15 protein-coding genes are annotated in these 19,628 nt (G+C 63.4%); 9 read left to right on the top strand and 6 right to left on the bottom strand.

The window, feature by feature from the left end; translation table 11 throughout:
• The first annotated feature begins 2 nt into the window (after positions 1-2).
• From M8997_RS00115 to M8997_RS00125, 3 genes are all read left to right on the top strand, one after another.
• Positions 3-2,984 (top strand): sarcosine oxidase subunit alpha, encoded by a 2,982-nt coding sequence (locus tag M8997_RS00115; protein ID WP_250020259.1) that lies wholly within the window; start codon positions 3-5, stop codon positions 2,982-2,984.
• The gene (locus M8997_RS00120) at positions 2,977-3,534 is read left to right on the top strand and encodes a sarcosine oxidase subunit gamma (protein WP_250020260.1); all 558 of its coding nucleotides are present in this window, start codon (positions 2,977-2,979) and stop codon (positions 3,532-3,534) included. The genes M8997_RS00115 and M8997_RS00120 overlap by 8 nt, the downstream gene beginning before the upstream one ends.
• Positions 3,535-3,657: 123 nt before the next feature.
• Positions 3,658-4,923 (top strand): alpha/beta hydrolase, encoded by a 1,266-nt coding sequence (locus M8997_RS00125; protein WP_250020261.1) that lies wholly within the window; start codon positions 3,658-3,660, stop codon positions 4,921-4,923.
• Here M8997_RS00125 and M8997_RS00130 read toward each other — a convergent pair.
• The 5 genes from M8997_RS00130 to M8997_RS00150 all read right to left on the bottom strand — a co-directional run bounded on the left by M8997_RS00130 (position 4,850) and on the right by M8997_RS00150 (position 11,100).
• Positions 4,850-5,338: a MaoC family dehydratase gene (locus M8997_RS00130; protein ID WP_250020262.1), complete on the bottom strand. Its 489-nt coding sequence runs from the start codon at positions 5,336-5,338 to the stop codon at positions 4,850-4,852. The two genes, M8997_RS00125 and M8997_RS00130, sit on opposite strands and share 74 nt — an antisense overlap.
• 72 nt (positions 5,339-5,410) lie before the next feature.
• Entirely contained in the window at positions 5,411-6,700 is a 1,290-nt protein-coding gene (locus M8997_RS00135) for an Hsp70 family protein (protein WP_250020263.1), read from the bottom strand.
• Between the two features lie 141 nt (positions 6,701-6,841).
• The gene (gnd, locus tag M8997_RS00140) at positions 6,842-7,867 is read right to left on the bottom strand and encodes a phosphogluconate dehydrogenase (NAD(+)-dependent, decarboxylating) (RefSeq protein WP_250020264.1); all 1,026 of its coding nucleotides are present in this window, start codon (positions 7,865-7,867) and stop codon (positions 6,842-6,844) included.
• A gap of 117 nt (positions 7,868-7,984) precedes the next feature.
• Positions 7,985-9,205: a YeeE/YedE family protein gene (locus M8997_RS00145; protein WP_250020265.1), complete on the bottom strand. Its 1,221-nt coding sequence runs from the start codon at positions 9,203-9,205 to the stop codon at positions 7,985-7,987.
• Between the two features lie 170 nt (positions 9,206-9,375).
• A complete protein-coding gene (locus tag M8997_RS00150) occupies positions 9,376-11,100 on the bottom strand; it encodes a PAS domain-containing protein (RefSeq protein WP_250020266.1) in 1,725 nt (574 codons plus the stop codon).
• A gap of 160 nt (positions 11,101-11,260) precedes the next feature.
• Here M8997_RS00150 and M8997_RS00155 point away from each other — a divergent pair, with 160 nt between their 5' ends.
• The 6 genes from M8997_RS00155 (at position 11,261) to M8997_RS00180 (ending at position 17,328) form a co-directional block, all read left to right on the top strand.
• On the top strand, positions 11,261-11,893 hold the full coding sequence (locus tag M8997_RS00155) for a CerR family C-terminal domain-containing protein (protein ID WP_250020267.1): 633 nt from the start codon (positions 11,261-11,263) through the stop codon (positions 11,891-11,893).
• The gene (hlyD, locus tag M8997_RS00160) at positions 11,890-12,906 is read left to right on the top strand and encodes a secretion protein HlyD (RefSeq protein WP_250020268.1); all 1,017 of its coding nucleotides are present in this window, start codon (positions 11,890-11,892) and stop codon (positions 12,904-12,906) included. The genes M8997_RS00155 and hlyD overlap by 4 nt, the downstream gene beginning before the upstream one ends.
• The gene (locus M8997_RS00165) at positions 12,903-14,657 is read left to right on the top strand and encodes an ATP-binding cassette domain-containing protein (protein WP_250020269.1); all 1,755 of its coding nucleotides are present in this window, start codon (positions 12,903-12,905) and stop codon (positions 14,655-14,657) included. The genes hlyD and M8997_RS00165 overlap by 4 nt, the downstream gene beginning before the upstream one ends.
• Positions 14,654-15,796, top strand: a complete 1,143-nt coding sequence (locus M8997_RS00170; protein ID WP_250020270.1) for an ABC transporter permease — start codon at positions 14,654-14,656, stop codon at positions 15,794-15,796. The genes M8997_RS00165 and M8997_RS00170 overlap by 4 nt, the downstream gene beginning before the upstream one ends.
• A 3-nt stretch (positions 15,797-15,799) precedes the next feature.
• The gene (locus M8997_RS00175; protein WP_250020271.1) at positions 15,800-16,915 is read left to right on the top strand and encodes an ABC transporter permease; all 1,116 of its coding nucleotides are present in this window, start codon (positions 15,800-15,802) and stop codon (positions 16,913-16,915) included.
• Positions 16,916-17,037: 122 nt separating this feature from the next.
• Positions 17,038-17,328, top strand: coding sequence for a hypothetical protein (locus tag M8997_RS00180; protein ID WP_250020272.1), 291 nt, complete (start codon positions 17,038-17,040; stop codon positions 17,326-17,328).
• 87 nt (positions 17,329-17,415) lie between these two features.
• On the opposite strand, the gene M8997_RS00185 is transcribed toward M8997_RS00180, so the two are convergent.
• Entirely contained in the window at positions 17,416-18,486 is a 1,071-nt protein-coding gene (locus tag M8997_RS00185) for a porin (RefSeq protein WP_250020273.1), read from the bottom strand.
• Between the last annotated feature and the right edge of the window lie 1,142 nt (positions 18,487-19,628).

Here is a 19,628-nt window from a genome sequence, read left to right on the forward strand (position 1 = left end):
CAATGAGTTCGTCACTTTCTTCCGGAAGCAACCGCATTGCCGGCAAGGGCCGCCTCACGCCGGCGAAGACTGTCCGCTTCACTTTCGACGGCCAGAACCTGACCGGTCTTGAGGGCGACACGCTGGCTTCCGCGCTGCTCGCCAACGGCATCCACCTCGTCGGGCGCTCGTTCAAATATCACAGGCCGCGCGGCATTCTCTCCGCCGGCAGCGAGGAGCCGAATGCGCTTGTCGATATCGAGCGTGACAAGGCGCGCCGCCAGCCCAATGTCCGGGCGACCGTCCAGGAAATCTACGATGGTCTGAAGGCGAAGTCGCAGAATCGCTGGCCGTCGCTGACCTTCGACGTCGGATCGGTCAATGATCTCTTCTCGCCGATGCTTCCGGCCGGCTTCTACTACAAGACGTTCATGTGGCCGAAATTCGCGTGGAAGTCGATCTATGAGCCGAAGATCCGCGCTGCCGCCGGCCTCGGCGTGGTGCCGGGAGAGGCCGATACCGACCGCTACGCCAATCGCTTCGCCCATTGCGACCTGTTGGTGGTGGGCGGCGGCGCCGCCGGTCTTGCCGCCGCGCTCGGTGCCGCCGAAACCGGCGCAAAGGTCATCCTGTGCGACGAGCAGCCGGAAATGGGCGGCGCGCTTCGCTATGAAAGCGGCGTCACGATCGATGGCCTCGATGCCTATGCCTGGGCCGAGGCGACCGCAGCCAGATTGCGGAACATGAGCAATGTGACGGTATTGTCGCGCACCACCGCCTTTGGCTATTACGCGCAGAATTTCGTCGGCCTCGTCGAACGGATCAGCGACCATCTGAGCCGGCCTGCCGCCGATATGCCGCGCGAGCGGCTGTGGCAGGTGCGCGCCAGGAAGGTCGTCCTCGCCACCGGCGCCATCGAGCGCCACATGGTCTTTGCCAATAATGACCGTCCGGGCATCATGCTCGCCTCGGCGGCGCGGCTTTTCCTCAATCATCACGGCGTGGCGGTCGGCCGCAAGGTCGGCGTCTATACGGCGAACGATTCCGCCTATGCCGCCGCGATCGATCTCAAGCGGGCAGGGATCGACATCCCCGTCATCGTCGATACGCGCGACAATCCGGCGTCGCCGGTGGTCGAAGAAGCGCGCGCGCTCGGCATCGAGGTCCTGGCCGGACACGCGGTGTTCAGTGCGGGCGGCAAGCGCCGGGTATCGTCCATCCAGGTGAAGCCCAACAAGGGCGGCGGCAATGAGCGCAGGATCACGGTCGATGCCCTGATCATGTCGGCCGGCTGGACACCATCTGTGCACCTGTTTTCGCAATCGCGCGGCAAAGTGGCCTGGGATGCGGCAAATGAACGTTTCCTGCCGGGCGATCATGCGCAGGATTGCGTTTCGGTCGGCGCTTGCAACGGTACCGACGATCTGCAGGCAACGCTGGACGAAGCCCTCTCCGCAGTCGCCGCCAGCGGGACCAGGCTTGCAGCGTCGGGCGGTTCGGGCTGGGTCGGCGGCATGGTGGGTTCGGCCCCCGGCGCCGGTGCGGATACGACCGTAAAGGCCTTTGTCGACTTCCAGAACGACGTCACCGCCAAGGATGTTCGCCTCGCCGTGCGCGAGGGCATGCACTCGATCGAACACGTCAAGCGCTTCACCACGAACGGCATGGCGACCGACCAGGGCAAGACCTCGAACATGCACGGGCTTGCCATCGCCGCCGAAGCGCTGGGCAAGCCTATCCCCGCGGTCGGCCTCACCACCTTCCGCGCTCCGTTCACGCCGGTGACGTTCGGCAGCATCGTCAACAATGCGCGGCACGGCCTGTTCGATCCGACCCGGCGCACGCCGATACATGCGTGGCACGCCGCCCAGGGGGCGCCGTTCGAGGATGTCGGCCAGTGGAAGCGCGCCTGGTATTACCCGCAGGCGGGCGAGGACATGCACGCCGCCATCAATCGCGAATGCGTCGCGGTGCGCAATCATGCCGGCATTTTCGATGCCTCGACCCTCGGCAAGATCGAGGTGGTGGGACCGGATGCGGCCAAGTTCCTTGAACTGCTCTATACCAATCCGTGGGAAAAGCTCGGCGTCGGGCGCTGCCGCTATGGCATCATGCTGCGCGAGGATGGCTTCATCTATGATGACGGCGTCGTCGGCCGCCTCGCCGAGGATCGGTTCCATGTGACGACGACCACGGGCGGCGCGCCGCGTGTGATGCACCATATGGAGGATTATCTCCAGACGGAATTCCCGCATCTCGATGTCTGGCTCACCTCCACGACGGAGCAATGGGCCGTCATCGCCGTGCAGGGGCCGAAAGCCCGGCAGATCATCGCGCCATTGGTGGAAGGCATCGACCTTTCCAACGAGGCGATGCCGCATATGAGCGTGCGCGAGGGCAGGATTTGCGGCGTTCCGACCCGTCTCTTCCGCATGTCCTTCACGGGCGAGGCCGGCTATGAGATCAATGTGCCGGCCGATTACGGCCAGGCGGTGTGGGAGGCCGTCCATGCCGCGGGCAAGCCGCTGGGCCTGACGCCCTATGGCACCGAGGCCATGCATATCCTGCGCGCGGAAAAGGGCTATATCATCGTCGGTCAGGATACGGACGGTACCGTCACGCCGCATGATGCCGGGTTGAGCTGGGCCATCGGCAAGAACAAGACGGATTATGTCGGTATTCGCGGCCTGCTCCGGCGCGACCTGGTGGCTCCGGGCCGCAAGCAGCTCGTCGGCCTGCGCACGAAGAACCCGAGGACGGTGCTCGAGGAAGGGGCGCAGATCGTGGCCAACCCGAACCAGCCGGTTCCGATGACGATGATCGGCCATGTGACGTCGTCCTACTGGTCGGAAAATTGCGGCCGTTCGATCGCGCTGGCGCTGGTCGTGGACGGGACGAAACGCATGGGTGAAACGCTTTATGTGCCCATGCCCGACGGAGTGATCGAAGTGGAAGTGACCGGCACCGTGTTCTTTGACGAAAAGGGAGAACGGCTGAATGGCTGACATGAGCTCCGCAACCCGCCTCCATCCCCTGCGCGCCGACAGGCAAAGCGGGCGCACGGTCAGCGTGACGCCGGCTGGCGACGCGACGCGCATATCGCTGAGGGCACGCCCCGATGCGGTGGCGAAGCTTTCGCGCCTGCTCGGGCTTTCCCTGCCCACGCGGCCAAAATCCACCGCCGTCGCGAAAGACGGGCGAGCCGCACTCTGGCTCGGGCCCGACGAATGGCTGCTGATCGACGCGCCGGACAGCGACGTTGCTGCGGTGCTGGCGCGCGCCGACGTGCTCCATTCCGCGGTCGACGTCTCGCACCGCAATGTCGGGATCATCGTGTCGGGCGAAGGCGCCGACCGCACCATCAGCGGCGGTTGCCCGCAGGACCTGTCACTGGCCGCTTTTCCCGTCGGCGCGGCATCGCGTACGGTGCTCGGCAAGATCGAAGTGATCGTCTGGCGCACCGGCGAAGACAGTTTCCGCATCGAATGCTGGCGCTCGTTTTCCGAATATGCCTATTCATTTCTGCAGGAATCTGCCAAGGATTGCGGCATCTGACAGGGTGACCGCGCGGCACTTATTCTTCAGGTGTGGTTCAACCACACCACAATTACGCCGTGCTTTTTTCTGAATAGACGCAGGTGATTGCCATCCGGCGGTTACAACTGCCGAGAAAAGAAGATGGCGATCAGGAAGCGTCTGGTAATTAATTTTACGGGTTACGAGGGCCTGCGGCCGAACGCCGTGCGCGACCGCTACCTGAACAGTGCGGCGGATTTCGACCAGTTGTGGCATGCCACGACCTCGTCCACGCCGATGGCGCCCGCCGGCGGCGACATCGCCGCCATGACCCTCACCACGACGGGAGCCGATTGGGAAACCGAGACGGAATTCGTCCAGTTCGGCACGGCCGGCATATTCGAGGATTACGCGGCCAGGAGCGTGCCGACCCGTTTCGCCTCCGGCCTTTCGGCCTTTCTCGATATCATCCTTTCCGGCACCTTCTATCGTTATTGGCGCACGAGCTGGCGTTTCTGCCTGTTCTTCCTGTGGCCTTTCGCGCTCGCCTGCTTCCTCGTCTCGTTTCTCGTGGCGGCGGGCCTTGCCCCGCTGTTTCTCGAATCCAACCCATGGCATCTTGCCTGGACCATCCCGACGGCGGCGATCATCTGCCGCATCCTGATCCGCTGGCCGGGAGACCGCCTGTTCTTCTCCTATCTGCTCGATGACTGGGCGGCTGCCTCCGACCGGATCCACGGCCGCAGCGCATTGCAGCGCGCGGCGAAATTGCGGTTCGCCGAGATGTTTGCCGAGAAGCTGCGCGCGAGCGAGGCGGAGGAGATCGTGGTGGTGGCGCATAGCCTCGGCACCGTGCCGGCGGTCGAGGCCATGGCCGATCTATGGCGCAGCAATCCGGAGCTGATGCGGAAGAAGCCGATTTCGCTGGTCGCGGCCGGCTCGTGCCTGCTGATGATTGCGCTGCACCCGCGCGCGGGGATGCTGCGCGAGGATGTGCGGTTGCTGCTCGAGGAATCGCCGCTGCTGTGGACAGAGTTCCAGGCGGTGACCGACATCATCCATTTCTATCGCTCGGACCCGGCCAGTTCCCTCGGCATCCGGCCGAAACAGGCGCCGATCATCAAGCGGATCGGCTTCAAGAACATCCACAGGCCGGCGCGCTATGGCCGGGCGAAGAACAATTTCTTCAAGATGCACCTGCTGTTCCTCAAGGGCGCGCAGATCCGCAACGAGTACGACATGGGCATGTTCGTGCAGGGGCCGATACCGTTCCGCGAACTGGTCACCACCTATGCAGGAGAGCCGGCGCCGCTCGACGAACTTGGCAGGCTGGCGCCGGCGAGGGCGGACAATGTCAGAGTTCGTCCATCTCGGGCGGATTTTCCAGGACCGCCAATGTCAGCCAGTTCGCTACCAGCGCGGGCTTGAGCGTGTTCTCGATTTCGAGCGTCACCTCGTAATTGTTGAGCACGCGCCCGGATGGCCGGATGTCGGCATCGGCGAGCTTGAAGCGCGCGCGCACGCGCTTTCCCGTGTGCACCGGCGACATGAACCGGACCTTGTCGAAGCCGTAATTGATGCCTATCGTCGCGCCTTCCAGCATGGGCAGCGCCTCATATGCCAGGGTCGAAAGCAGCGACAGCGTGAGGAAACCGTGCGCGATCGTGCCGCCGAAAGGGGTTTCCTTTGCCGCACGTTCAGGATCTGTGTGAATGAACTGGTGATCGTCGGTGGCGTCGGCAAACTGATCGATCATTTGCTGGGTGACGACGCGCCATTCGGAGCAGCCGATCTCGGTGCCGATCGCTGCCTTCAACTGTTTCAGGGAGATCGCGTCCTTCATGGGTTCCTATCCTGACTCTCTGCCATTCCGGCTGCTCTAGCGCTTTATCGGCGCATTGTCACCCCGGCTGGCTCAGGCCGTCCATTGGGCGATATCGTCGCGTTCGCCGATGAGGGCAAGCCCATGGGCGATGGACAGCAATTCGCCGCCGCTTTCTATGCGGCCTTCGTCGAAGCGCCGCGTGAAGATGCGGCGCACGGCGGGAACGAAGGAGGTGCCGCCGGTCAGGAACACCTTGTCGATCTGCGCCGCGCTGGTGGCCGTCCGTTCGAGCACGTCGTCGAGCGCCGCTTCGATCTTTTGCAGGTCGGGCGCAATCCAGCTCTCGAATTGCGGCCGTGTCACCACCCTGCTGCCGCCGGGTCCGAGCGGTGCGAATTCGAAGCGGGCCTCTTCCTCGGCGGACAGCGCGATCTTGGTGGCGGAGACGGCCTGGTAGAGCGGGTAGCCCTCGTCATGCTCGACGAGATCGATGAAAAGTTCCAGCTTGTCCGGGTCGAGGCTGTCGCGCAGGAGCTTCTTCAATTCGGTGAATTCGCGCGAGGTCTTGAAGATGGAGAGCTGGTTCCAGCGGCCGAAATTGGCGTAATAGGACGATGGCACTTCCAGGACCTTGTCGAAGCTCCTGAAGAAGGTGCCCTTGCCGATCTGCGGGGCGACGATGTTCTCGATCATCCGCGAGTCGAAATGGTCTCCTGCGATGCCGACGCCCGAGTGGCCGACGGGAATGGCGCGCAATCTGCCGGCGGAACGTTCGAAGCGAATGACGGAATAGTCCGTCGTGCCGCCGCCGAAATCCGCGACCAGCACGGTTGCGTCACGGGTCAGGCTCTGGGCGAAGTAGAAGGCCGCGGCGACCGGCTCGTAGACGAAGTGAAGTTCGGGAAAGCCGAAGCGCCCCAGCGCTTCGTTGTACCGCTCGATGGCAAGCGCGGGATCGGGCCTCGCCCCGGCGAAATGCACCGGCCTGCCGACGACCACGCGCGAGATCGCCGATGGCCAATCCGCCTCGGCATAATGGCGCAGGCGGCGCAGGAACACCTCCATCAGGTCTTCGAATGTCTGCCGCTTGGCAAAGACCAGCGTGCCTTGGAACAGCGCGCTGGCGGCGAATGTCTTGATGGATTGCAGGAACCGGCATTCGCCCGGATTGTCGATGAACTGGCGGATGGCCGAATGGCCGGCCTCGACCTTGAGCGCCGTTGCGCCGACGACCGGGTCCTTCATGAAGGAGAGGGCGGTCCGCATCGTATCCGAACTGCCCGTCGGACTGTTGAAGCGGACGGAGCGTGTGCCGTTTCCCTCCGTCAGGGCGAGCACCGTATTGGTCGTGCCAAAATCCAAGCCGAGAGCCTGTGCCATGGGTGCATCCTGTGTGGAATCCATCGAAAATCAGGAGCGCGGCGCCGCGCGCCCCGAAGGGGACGCGCCTAATGACACATCATCGCCCAGGGTGCAAGTCTGGAGGGTGCAAGTCTGTGGGGGTGCAAGTTGGGCTGCGGATCAATCCGGCTTCTTGGGCTTCTCCGAATGGCCGCCAAATTCGCTGCGCATGGCGGAAAGGACCTTGTTGGCGAAATCGGCATTGCCGCGCGAGCTGAAACGCTGTTGCAGCGCGGCGCTGAGGACCGGCGTCGGCACCGCCTCGTCGATCGCGGCAATGGCGGTCCAGCGGCCTTCGCCGGAATCGGAGACATGGCCGGCGAAACGTTCCAGGGCGGGGTCTTCATGCAGCGCATCCGCGGTCAGGTCCAGCAGCCAGGAACTGATCACGCTGCCGCGCCGCCACACTTCGGTAATGTCCGGAATGCTGAACTGGTATTGATAATGCTCGGGATTTTTCAGCGGCGTCGTTTCCGCATCGACCTCATGGCTCTGGAGACCGATATCGGCATTGCGCAGGATGTTGAGCCCCTCCGCATAGGCGGCCATCAAGCCGTATTCGATGCCGTTATGGACCATCTTGACGAAGTGGCCGGCGCCATGCGGCCCGCAATGCAGGAAACCCTGGTCGGCCGTATTGGCCGGGTCTTCGACGCGGGTCGCGGTGGGCGCGACGCTGCCCTTGCCCGGGGCGAGGGAAGCGAAGATGGGGTTGAGGCGGGTCACGGTCGCCTTTTCGCCGCCGATCATCAGGCAATAGCCGCGTTCCAGGCCGAATATGCCGCCGCTGGTGCCGACATCGACATAATGAATGCCTTGTGCCGCGAGATCGCGGCCGCGGCGGATATCGTCATGATAATAGGAGTTGCCGCCATCGATGAGTATATCGTCCTTGTCGAGCAGGGGGACGAGTTCGGCAATGACACTGTCGACGATCGCCGCCGGCAGCATGAGCCAGATCGCCCGCGGCTTGGCCAGAAGCGACACGAATTCGCCGAGAGACGTGCTGCCTTTCGCCCCAAGAGCCTGCAATTCAGTCATGCTTTCGGCCCGTTTGTCATGGACCACGCATTCATGTCCATGTTTCATCAGCCGCTGGGCCATATTGCTGCCCATGCGTCCAAGTCCGATCATACCAAGCTGCATCTCATGTCTCCGGGAGGAAAGTTGGAAATAATTAGGTGATGGCCGCCGGCGATGCCGGCGGCGTCCATTTATAGCCAATTTTGCAGCGATGCTCAGTGAAAAAAACTTGAAGAGCAGCTATCCGTCCGCGCGGGATACGGCCTTGCGTTCGAGGAAGAAGAACGGACGCAGTTTCACGCCGAACACATTGCCCGCAAAGGCCGCTGCCGCCCAGAGCCAGCCGTGAAGGCTGCCGGAGGCGATGCCGGAGAAATAGGCGCCGATATTGCAGCCATAGGCGATGCGGGCGCCATAGCCGAGCAGCAGGCCACCCGCGACGGCGGCCAAAAGTGACCGCAGCGGTATGTTGAACGACGGCGCGAACTTGCCGGCGAGCGCCGCTGCCAGCATCGCGCCTGCGACGATGCCGAAATCCATCACCGAGGTGATATCGGCGAAGACGCTTTCGCCGAGCGCCTTGGCATTGCCGGGTGTCTGCCAATAGGCCCATGCGGACGGGTCCACGCCGATGATCTGCGCGCCCTTCGCGCCCCAGAGGGCGAATGCGGAGGTGATGCCCCACGGCCGGCCGGCAATGGCCAGCGTGACGAAGTTCAGGAGCGCCAGCGCGACGGCGCCGAATACCAGCGGCCAGGGTCCGCGCAGATAGCGCGGCAGGCCGTGGCGCGGCGAGGGCGCCGGTGTTTCGAGCGCGCCATGGCGACGCTTCTCGACCAGTACGGTCAGGCCGGCGATCGCTAGGAACAGCAGCAGCGAAATCGCGATGCCGCCCGCCGCGCCGAACGTGCTGACCAGCGATATGGGCGGAAGCGCCGGCAGGCTCGTCCACCAGTCGAAATGGACCGTGGCGACGACCGAGCCGATGATGAAGAAAAGCAGGGTGACCAGCATGCGCGCATTGCCGCCACCGGCGGTGAACAGCGTGCCGGAGGCGCAGCCGCCGCCAAGCTGCATGCCGACGCCGAACATGAATGCGCCGATGATGACCGACAGTCCGGCCGGCGATACGGAGCCCTTGACCGCGGTGCCGAAGAGCGATCCGCTCGCCAGCGGCGGGAAGAACAGCAGGACGGCGAGCGCCAGCAGCAGCATCTGCACGCGCAGGCCCCGGCCGCGGCCATCGGCGATGAACACGCGCCAGGCGGAGGTGAAGCCGAAGGCCGCATGGTAGAGCGTGATGCCGAGGGCGCCGCCGACGAGGAACAGCGCGCCCTGCGCGGGTCCGTAGGCGAGGCCCAGCGCAAGCGTGCCGATGGCGAGCACGAGGAGCGCTCCCAATCCGGGCGTGCCGAGCGGCGAATGCGCCGTCGGGTTCTGGTCGAGGGTGGTTGCAGACATGATCGATATCCTTCTTTGCGCGGACCATACGCCTGCGCCGGAAGCCATGCCAGAAATCACCTTGCCCTTATTGGTTGGGTAAGGAACGATATTCTCCGGTTCCGGATAATAGTGGAACGATATTCCAATCGGGCTGTTGCAAACTTGCAGGAGAACCACCTCCCGGTGGATCAGGACGAGGGAGTTGGGCGATACAGCGCCACGCGGTTGCGGCCCTGCGCCTTGGCCGTGTAGCAGGCGGCGTCGGCCTGTGCCAGCGCCTCGCCAAGGGTGATCGCACCATCGCCCAGCAGCGTGACGCCGATGCTCGCTCCGACGTCCCTCAACTCGCTCGGACTGGCGGGACCCACGCCGAGCGCGCCGACGAGCTCGTTGGCGAGCGCAATGGCATCTCCCTCGCTGCCCACAGTGACAAGCACGGCGAATTCGTCGCCGCCGAGCCGCCCGGCAATGGCGCCATGCGGCAGGATGCGCAGCAATATCTCGGCGAAGGATTTCAGCAATTTGTCGCCGGCGGCATGGCCATAGGTGTCGTTCACCGACTTGAAATGATCGAGATCGATGTAATAGAGCCCGTACTGGACGCCGGCGGCCAGCCGGGCGAGGGCCGAGGTGGCCGCCGTCTCGAAGGCGATGCGGTTGCTCAGTCCGGTCAGCGGGTCATGCGACGCGGCATGGGCGAGCTGGCGCTGCAATTGCCGCGCGGCGGTGATGTCCTGGACGATGAGAACCGCGCCCGTGATGCGGCCGGTCAGGTCGAACAGCGGCGATGCAAGATTGCGCAGCGCGCGCCGCTCGCCGTCGGGGCGGAAAAGCAGATTGTTCTCGGCGCCCTCCACGGTCCGGCCGCTCCTGATCGCCAGCATGCTGCTCAACAATACCGGTTCGCCGGTCAATTCGTCCCGCAGGGCAAAGACCGCGTCCACCGTCTCGCCGATCAGGTCGGCCTTGCTCTTCAGCAGAAGGCTTTCCGCCGCCGGATTGGCGAAGGTGATGCGGTTTTCCACGTCGGTCGTCAGCACCGCATCGCCGATGGAATTCAGCGTGATCCGGTAAAGCTCCTTCTCCCGCGCCAGCGCTTCCGCGCCGACGACTTCATCGGTGACGTCCCAGATGCTGCCCATCAGCAGCGTCGACGCCCCATGCGTCACCCGCCTTGCAAGCGCGATCACATGGCGTATATCGCCGTCGGGCTTGACGATCCGATAGCGCATCTTGGCCGGCTGCCCGGTTTCCAGCGTGCTTTCGATCTGCGCTTCGGCGCTGGCTGCGTCGTCGGGATGGAGCAGTTCGTGCCAGGTTTCGCGCGCAATGGTGCGCTCGCCCGGCGGCAGCCCGAAAATCTCGCGCATGCGCCGGTCCCAATAGACCGTTTCGGTCGCCGGATCGAATTCCCAAAGCCCGATCTGGCCCGCATCGAGCGCCAGCTGCACGCGCTCGTTCGAAAATTTCAGCTGGCTTTCCACCTGCTTCTGGCTGGTGATATCGGTCTGCACCCCGATCATGCGGGTGGGCTTGCCATCCGCATCCCATTCCACCACGCGGCCGCGATCCAGAACCCAGACCCAGTACCCGTCCTTGTGGCGCAGCCTGAACTCGGTCTCGACACTGTCGCTGAGCCCCTTCACATGGCGCTCGCCGCTTTCCACGGCGCGCAGCCGGTCTTCGGGATGAATGAGGGTGAGCCAGAGGTCGCTGCGGTCGCCGAGCTCCTCCGGGCGGTAGCCGAGCATGCGCTTCCAGGTAGGAGAATAATAGCACTGGCCGGTGACGAGGTTCGAATCCCAGACGCCAAGACCGGCCGATTCCAGTGCGAAGCTCCAACGATTGGCCTCCGCATCTTCCTTCGTAACATTCGGGCCGGAATGCAGCCTGATATTGGGAACGTCCGTCATGGCCGGATGCTAGCACAGAATAGGGCAACTGACAGTGTCCTCGCACGCATCGGGACTCAATTCATTCGATTGACTTAATTTGTCTCGCGCCTATAATGCGGGCATGGAAAAAGTCGCGAAAGATGAAGCCAGGGTCCCGGACCGGGGCGAAGCCACGCGGATGAAAATCCTCCCTGTCGCGCTCGACATGTTCGGCCGCTACGGCTTCGACGGAACCAAGACGCGCATGATCCGCGATGCCGCGGGCGTGAACCTGCAGGCGATTCCGTACCATTTCGGCGGCAAGGAAGGGCTGTACCTGGCGACGGCCGAATATCTCGGCGACCGCATCGACGCCCATGTGGCGGAGCTGCGCGGCCAGATCCGCGGCCGGCTGGAGCAGCTCGCCGCGGAGGGGCTCGCTCCCTCGCGCGAGGAGGCGGGAATGCTGCTCGGCTCGATCCTGAAAAAGATGGCGGCGGTGTTCGTCAGCGATGAATCCGCGCCGTGGGCGCGGTTCCTGCTTCGCGAGCAGATGGAGCCGACTGCGGCATTCCAGATCATCTATGGCCGCGTCATGAAGCCGATGCTCGAAGTCGGCACGCGGCTTGTCGGAACCATGCTCGGCGAAGACCCGGCATCCGAACATGTGCGCCTGCGCATGCTGGCGCTCATCGGCAGCATGCTCGTCTTCCGCATGGCCAATGCCGCCGTGATGGCGCAGATGCAGTGGTCCGGCGCTGGCCCTGCCGAAGTCGAGCGCATTCAGGCCCTCGCCGAGGAACTGATCGCCGATCTTGGAGCGAAACGATGAACAGGCGGGCGCTGATCATCGGTCTTGCCGGCATAGCCCTGCTCGCTGGCGCCGGCTGGTGGTTCGACGTTCCGGCACGCATGGGCTGGGCCGAGCCGTCGGCGGCGGAGCGGACGCTCTACGGCAATGTCGATATCAGGCAGGTCCAGCTCGGATTTCGCGTCAATGGCAGGATCGACAGGCTCTTCGTCGACGAGGGCGACGATGTGAAGGCGGGGGCGGTCATCGCCCAGCTCGACGACGAACCCTACCGCAATTCGGTTGCGGCGGCGGAGGCCGATGTGGCGGCGCTGCGATCGACATTGGAAAAGCTTGTCGCGGGGCCAAGAAAGACCGAGATCGCCCAGGCCGAAGCGACGCTGAACGAACGCCTGGCCGATTTGAAGAACGTCTCGCTTGCCCATGAGCGCGCGGCGCGGCTGCGCCCGAACGGCACGATTTCGCAGGCGGGGCTCGATGAAGCCGCCGCAGCCAAGGCCGCAGCCGCCGCGCGGGCGGATTCGGCGCGCGAGGCATTGGCGCTGCTCAACGAGGGCTCGCGCAGCGAAGACATCGCAGCGGCGCGCTCCAATCTTGCGGCAGCCGAGGCGCGGCTTGCCTCGGCGCGCACGTCGCTTGCCGATACGCAGCTGCGGGCGCCCAATGACGGCGTCATTCTTTCGCGGGTTCGCGAAGACGGCGCAATCGTCAGTCCGAGCGACATCGTGGCGGTCCTGTCGCTGCATGAGCCGCTATGGGTGCGCAGCTATGTTTCCGAGACCGAACTCGGCAGCATCCGCCCGGGAATGGAAGTATCGGTGTTTACCGACAGCGATCCCGGCATGGCGGTGAAGGGCAAGATCGGCTTCATATCGCCAGTGGCGGAATTCACGCCGAAATCCGTCGAGACGCCGGATCTGCGGACGGACCTCGTCTACCGGCTGCGTATCGTCATCGACGGCCGCGCGGCCGGCCTGCGCCAGGGCATGCCGGTAACGGTGAGGCTGCCGCCGCCGGCAGTTGCATCGAGATGACAAACATCGCCTCCAGCGCGCAGGAACCGGCCGATGTGGTTCGCTTGGACGATGTGAGGAAAACCTTCGGCGACGGGCCGCCGGCGCTCAATGGCATTTCCGGGCGGATCGGCTCGGGCCAGATCGCCGGCCTTGTCGGCCCGGACGGTTCAGGCAAGACGACGCTGGTGCGCCTGATGACGGGGCTGATGCAGCCCGATAGCGGCAGCCTCACGGTGCTGGGCTTCGATGCCGCGCGGGAGGCGCGTTCCATCCAGCAATCCATCGGCTATATGCCGCAGCGATTCGGCCTCTACGAGGACCTTTCGGTCAGGGAAAACCTCGATCTCTATGCGGATCTGCGCGGCCTTGCGCCGGATATCCGCAGCGCGACTTTCGACGAACTCCTGACCTTCACCGATCTCAAGAGCTTCACCGGGCGCCTCGCCGGAAAACTTTCCGGCGGCATGAAGCAGAAGCTCGGCCTCGCCTGTGCGCTGCTGCAGAAGCCCCGGCTGCTGCTGCTGGACGAACCGGGCGTCGGCGTCGATCCGATCTCGCGGCGCGAATTATGGCGGATGGTCGAGGACCTGACCAGGGAGGGCGTAAGCGTCGTCTGGTCCACCGCCTATCTCGACGAGGCCGAGGCCTGCGACAGCGTGCTGCTGCTCAATCAGGGCGAACTGCTCTTCGCCGGCGCGCCGGGCGAACTCACCGACCGCGTTGCCGGGCGTGTCTTCCGCATCAGCGGCGTTTCCGGCGGCAAGCGGGCGGCCCTCGGCAGGATATTGGAGCGCGAGGATGTCATCGACGGCGTCATCCAGGGCGACGCATTGCGGATCGTGCTCAAGCAGGCACCGGAGGCCGGGGCGCCGCGCGCCGACCTGCCGGCGGGGGCGAGCATGGCGCCGGCCGAGCCGCGCTTCGAAGATGCCTTCGTCGATATGCTCGGCGGCGGACCGGGCGGCCGTTCCGCCCTGGCGGAAGCGGCGACGGCGCGGGACCCGACCGGCGGCGACATCGTCATCGAGGCGAAGGGCCTGACCAAGCGTTTCGGCGATTTCACCGCTGCCGATGATATCAATTTCGACATTCCGCGCGGGCAGATATTCGGCCTTCTCGGCCCGAATGGCGCGGGCAAGTCGACGACCTTCAAGATGCTGTGCGGGCTGTTGAAGCCGACGCTGGGCGAGGGGCGTGTCGCCGGATATGATCTGCGCCGGGATACGGCGCAGGCGCGCAACCGGCTCGGCTACATGGCGCAGAAGTTCTCGCTCTATGGCGATCTCAGCGTCGCCCAGAACCTCGATTTCTTTGCCGGTGTCTATGGGCTTTCGGCCGGGCTGCGGCGTGAACGCACCCGGCTGATGAAGGAGATATTCGCCTTCCGGCCGGTCGAGGCGATGTCGGCCAAGGACCTGCCGCTCGGGCTGAAGCAGAGGCTGGCGCTGGCCTGCGCCGTCATGCACGAACCGGAAGCGCTGTTTCTCGACGAGCCGACATCCGGCGTCGATCCGATCACCCGCCGTGAGTTCTGGACCCATATCAACGGCCTGGTGGAAAAGGGCGTCACCGTGCTCGTCACCACGCATTTCATGGACGAGGCGGAATATTGCGACCGGATATCGCTCATCTACCGGGGCAAGTCGATCGCGCTCGGCTCGCCCGACGAACTCAAGGCGAGCGTCACCGGCGCCGACATGCCGGACCCGACCATGGAAGATGCGTTCATCGCCCTCATCAGGCAATCGGATGCCGGGAGCAGCGCATGAGCGAGGCGACAAGGCCGCAGGCAAGCAGCTCCGTCCGCCGCCTCGCCGCGCTGGTGCGCAAGGAGACGTATCAATTGCTGCGCGATCCCAGCAGCATGTTGATCGCCTTCGTCCTGCCGCTGGTGCTGCTCTTCCTCTTCGGCTATGGCGTCTCGCTGGATACGACCCGCGTCAGGATCGGCCTCGTCGTCGAGGAGCAGACGCCGCTGACCCAGGATCTCGGCTTCAGCTTCAAGGCGTCGCGCTATTTCGAGGTCGTATCCGGCCAGGACCGGCGCCAGTTCGAGAAGGCGCTGGTCGATGGCGACATACGCGGGATACTGGTCGTCCCGGCGGTTTTCGCGTCCGATTTCGCGGCGGGTTCCGAGGCGCAGATTCAGGTGATCGTCGATGGCACGGACCCCAATACCGCCAATTTCGTGCAGAACTACGCGCAAGGCGTCGTCGCCTCGTGGCGCGCCATCCGTTCGGCGGAAACCGCGACGGCCGGACGCGGCATCGAGGTCGAACAGAGGTTCTGGTTCAATCCCGAACTGACGAGCCGCTACTTTCTGGTGCCGGGCTCCATCGCCATCATCATGACGCTGGTCGGGACGCTGCTGACGTCGCTCGTCATCGCGCGGGAATGGGAGAGGGGTACGATGGAAGCGATGATGGCGACGCCAGTCACCTCGCTCGAGCTTCTTGCCGGAAAGATACTGCCCTATTTCGTCCTTGGCCTGACATCGATGACGCTTTGCGTCCTCGTCGCGGTCTTTCTCTTCGGCATTCCGTTTCGGGGCTCCATCGTCGCGCTTTATGTGCTCGCGGCGACGTTCCTCGTTCCGGCGCTCGGCCAGGGGCTCCTGATCTCGGCGGCGACGAAGAACCAGTTCCTGGCGTCGCAACTCGCCCTGATGTCGGCCTTCCTCCCGGCATTCCTGCTGTCGGGCTTCCTGTTCGAGATCAATTCGATGCCGACGATCATACAATGGGTGACGCTGATCGTTCCCGCCCGCTATTTCATCCCCAGCCTGCAGACATTGTTCCTGGCCGGCGATATCTGGCCGATGTTCGCGCGGGCGGTCGCCGTCATGCTGGCGATCGGCGCCCTGTTCTTCGTGCTTGCCGCGCGCAGCACCCGCAAGCGGATCGAGTAGGCCATGTGGTGGACCCGGCTGAGAGCGCTGATCGTCAAGGAACTGCTCGCGGTGCTGCGTGATCCGAAGGGCAGGGCCATCCTCATCGTGCCGCCCATCCTGCAGCTTCTGGTGTTCTCCTATGCGGCGACGCTCGAGGTGCGCAATGTCGATATCATGGTGCTCAACCGTGACGGCGGCTATTGGGGCAGCGAGCTCATCCAGCGCATCGATGGCGCGCCGACCTTTCGCAGCGTCGCCCGGACGCAGGACGAGGCGGCGATCAGGCGGGCGATCGACAGGCAGCAGGTGGTGGCGGCGCTGGTGATAGGGCCGACCTTCTCGCGCGACATCGCGGCGGGTACCGTCGCAGACGTCCAGATCGTCCTCGACGGGCGCAAATCCAACGCATCGCAGATCGTCGCGGGCTACCTGAACCAGATCGTTCTTCAGCTCGGGCAGGAGATATCGTCGTCGGCGGGGCGCGGGCCGCCGGGCGGGGTCAAGGTGGTGGCGCGCAACTGGTTCAACCCCAATCTCGACTTCCAGTGGTTCATGGTGCCGAACCTCATCGCCAGCATAGCCATGCTGATCGGGCTTGTCGTCACCGCCCTTTCCATTGCCCGCGAGCGCGAACTCGGCACGTTCGACCAATTGATGGTTTCGCCGCTGCGCACGCATGAAATCCTGATCGGCAAGGTGATACCGCCGATGATCATCGGCCTCGTCCACATCACGATCTATCTCCTTGCGGCGATATTCCTGTTCGAAATCCCTTTCCGCGGCTCGCTGGCCTACCTCTATGGCAGCGCGCTCGTCTATCTGTCGGCGATCGTCGGCGTCGGTCTGTTCATCTCGGCGCTGTCGGCGACGCAGCAGCAGGCCATCCTCGGCGCGTTCCTCTTCATCGTGCCGGCGACGCTGCTTTCCGGCTTCGCAACCCCGATCGAGAACATGCCCGCCTGGCTGCAGCCGATCACGCTGGTCAACCCGCTGCGATATTTCCTCGTCATCGTGAAGGGCGTGTTCCTCAGGGATATCGGGCTGGAGGAAGTCGTGCGGCAAACGGTTCCGCTGATGATCATTGCCGCCTGCACGCTGACGGCCGCGGCATGGCTGTTCAGGCGGCGCCTGGAATGATGCACCCCGATCACGCGCGGACTCACGGTAATTTGTAGCGCCCGCCGGGTCCGGCGGCACAATTCCGGGCCATTCCTGCCCGATCTTTTCCTCTCCAGTTACGCAGAGCGAGGAGTTTCGTGATGAATCGCAGAGATGACAGCTACCCCGATTATGTCCGTGAATGCGCCGGTGCCGCCGATGGTCTCGGCCGCAAATATGGTTCGGGAGCCGCCTTGTTCGGGCTGCTGCTCGGCGGGCTGGTGGTGGGCGACCTGATGAGCCGGCCCGAAGGAATCAACGTGAACAGGGCCATGGACAGGGCCATGGACAGGGGGAATGCCGTCGAAGGCGGCGGCGGGGCGAACAATGCCGTTCTGGCCAGCCTCGACGCGCAGAAGGCGCGCTCCGGCCCCTTGCTTTGCAATCTTTAGCTTTGCAATCTTTGGCCCGGGTCTTGGGCGCATAAAAAAACAGAGGGCCGGAGCCCTCTGTTCACAGGTCGATAATTCGTTGAAGGATTAGAAGTTGCGCTGGAAGCGGATGATGCCCTGGAAAGCGTCGTCGCTGTCGGAAACGTCACCACGATCGCCATCAAACTTGGTGTAGTTGATTTCCGGGGTGATTACGAAGCCGGGAACCAGCTCGTAAGCAACGTTGGCAGCGGCAGCGAACGTGCCGTCGTCTTCGTATGCGCCCTGCAGGTTGACGGTTGCCTTTTCGGAAACCTTGGCAGCGATACCGCCCCAGACAGCGAAGTCACCATTCCAACGACCGAAGTAGTTGTTGCGGTATTCGTCGCCATTGGACTTGTAGCCACCCATTACCCAGGCCTGAACCGTATCGGTAACGTTGACGTTCAAGCGGATCTTACCAGCGAACTCTTCGGAAAGAGCGTCGTAACCGGCAACGGCACCGATCATGCCCCAAGCCTGTTCGAACTTCGCACCGGCAACGACGTGCGGCATGTAATCGTCGATTACGTAGTTGTCGCTTGCGCCGTAGTAGGAGTTGAAGCCTGCATCGTCACCCTGTTCCAGGCCGATCGTGGCCGAGAAACCATTGCCGCCGGCAAAGGTGTAGCTGATCTGGTTGGAAACATAGCCACCGAACTCGATGACGTCATCCGAGATCATGTCGCCGGCATAGCCGAGGTAGGACGTGAACTGCGAATCGGTTGCACCGACGCGGAAGCCGCCGAGTTCGATGAAGCCGTTGTTCAGCTCGACGGAGTCGGCATTGGCGCCATCGTCGAAGTTGTAACGCAGTTCGATGTACGAACGCAGCGTGCCAAGCTCGGTCTCGTTACGAGCGTCGACGCGCAGGGTTGCACGAGTACGCTTTGCCCAGGTGTCGCGCTCGACGCCGGTGTAGGCATCGTCGCCAGCCTTGGCGTCGTAACGCAGATAACCGCTGATCTTCAGGCAGGTTTCGGTGCCGGGGATGTAGAAGAAGCCAGCGCCGTAGGTGTCGCAAACGCGAACATATTCAACGGGCTCCGGCTCGGCAACGACGACTGCGTCAGCAGCACGTGCGCCGGTTGTTGCAACGAGTGCAGCGGCGGAGCCGATCAGAAGGCTCTTGATGTTCATTTGGATCTCCTTGGTTGTCTTGGGTTGCACCGTTCTAGACCCGTGTTGAGATTGCGGCAATTGAAAATGCAACCTGAAACCCAGCTTCGTTTGGGGGTGTTGCCATAATAGCACAAATTTTGTCCAACCCATTGAAAGTGTTAAGAAATGATTAAGTTCGAGCTTGGCAGGGGCATTTTTTTGCGCGGTTTCAGGGTGTCAAAAGCGCCTGGCATGCGGGACCTTCCTGTCTAACCAGGGCCGGGATTCTGCCAATTCGCTGCCACAAACCGGCCGTTTATTTGATAGATCCGGGGCAGGGCCGGCGGCGAATCATTGGGGGATCGCCACTGAGCCTTTCCTTATGCTGAGCCATCTCCCGGTTGATTGCACCGCTGTTGCTGCAATCCCTTTAAAGCGCTGCATGAGGGAGAATTGTTGATCGCGGAAACGGAGGGGGTCCGAGATTGAAACCTCTCAAAACTACCTCCTTGCAATCAAACCCAATCCCTCATCCTGAGCTTGTCGAAGGGCGCTGCAACGTTTGTGCAGTCTCTTGTTAAATACACAAAACCCTCACCACGCCCGCGAAATCGCGTCTGGTCATTGAAATGGGGGGAGACGGGCGGTCTTCAGCGCGTCAGTATGGTATCAGGGTCGAGGTCCGAAGACCGCCCGCGACGTCTTTGCCTGCTGTTGCTGCGCTTGTCAGACGCAACAACCCGGAAAACGAAGCGCCACCTCCGTTTCCTTCTGCAGTTTGCTGGCCAGTCGGGTTTGTCACTTCCGACCGTCCGGCAACGCCATCCTTCCCCAGCTTGTCGAAACAGCACCGGAAGCTGCTCCCCCACTGGAAAGGACCGAATCACAATAACCCGGTTTCAAAGTGGTGGGATAAGTTTCCATTTATCCCACCAGAGGGGACGGGCGTTGCATTACTGTCGTGGGGTCCTTCGACAGGCTCAGGATGAGGGACGTTGATTTGATTGCAGAAAAGCAGGGAGCCCAGGTTTGCAACCTCGCAGAATTATCCCCCTCCCACCCACCCAATTCCCTCACCATGAGGGCTCACCACGAGGCTGGTTGGCTCACCATGAGGGATCTGATTTGATGGCATGAAGGCTGGAAAATCGGCAGGGTTGCAGTCATGGTGTCACTTCCCG

The sequence above is a fragment of the Phyllobacterium sp. 21LDTY02-6 genome (assembly GCF_023554255.2).
GTDB lineage: Bacteria > Pseudomonadota > Alphaproteobacteria > Rhizobiales > Rhizobiaceae > Phyllobacterium.